The sequence below is a fragment of the Vibrio olivae genome, from assembly GCF_042428525.1.
GTDB classification, from domain to species: Bacteria; Pseudomonadota; Gammaproteobacteria; order Enterobacterales; family Vibrionaceae; genus Vibrio; species Vibrio olivae.
In genome coordinates this window covers 1-673 of the sequence record NZ_JBHMEP010000070.1, presented here as the reverse complement: position 1 = coordinate 673, position 673 = coordinate 1, and the positions used below count along the sequence as shown (strand labels likewise).

Genomic DNA, 673 nt, shown 5'->3' with positions numbered 1-673 from the left:
TGCTAAAATCAATACGATGATCCCCGAAACTATATATAAAACACCTGTAGCAATTTTATCTGAGCGTTTTGCGTTCATTATTTCAGCTCTCCTTTCTTCCCAATCATACGGATCACGATATTAAAGAATAATGACATCAATAGCAAGATCAGCGCTAATGACCATAACACATTATTTTCAACTGTTCCCATGATTGTATTTCCGATTCCCATTGTTAAGATGGACGTCAATGTAGAAGCAGGAGTAGTAAGTCCTGTTGGCATTAATGCCGCATTACCAATAACCATTTGGATAGCTAAGGCTTCGCCAAACGCACGAGCCATACCAAAAACGACTGCTGTTAAAATCCCGGGCACTGCTGCTCGCAGCACCACTTTGTAGATTGTTTGCCATCTTGTGGCACCTAGCGCTAATGAAGCTTCCCGATAGTGCCGTGGCACTGCCTTTAATGCATCCACAGTCATCGTTGTGACAGTCGGTAAGATCATAACGAATAACACAAATGTACCAGCTAAGATACCGAACCCTGTCCCGCCAAAGATACTTCTAACAAAAGGAACGATAACAGATAGACCGATAAATCCGTAAACGACAGATGGAATACCTACAAGTAGTTCGATGACCGGTTGCAAGATCTTCGTTCCGTTTTTAGGAGAAATCTCCGTCATGAATA

The 673-nt window shown here is 42.1% G+C and carries 1 protein-coding gene; it reads right to left on the bottom strand.

The genetic code is table 11. From position 1 onward, the window contains the following. Positions 1–77: 77 nt before the first annotated feature. Positions 78–673, bottom strand: a 596-nt coding sequence (gene pstC / locus ACFFUV_RS23525) for a phosphate ABC transporter permease subunit PstC (RefSeq protein ID WP_390198386.1), incomplete at its 5' end; no start/stop codon positions are given.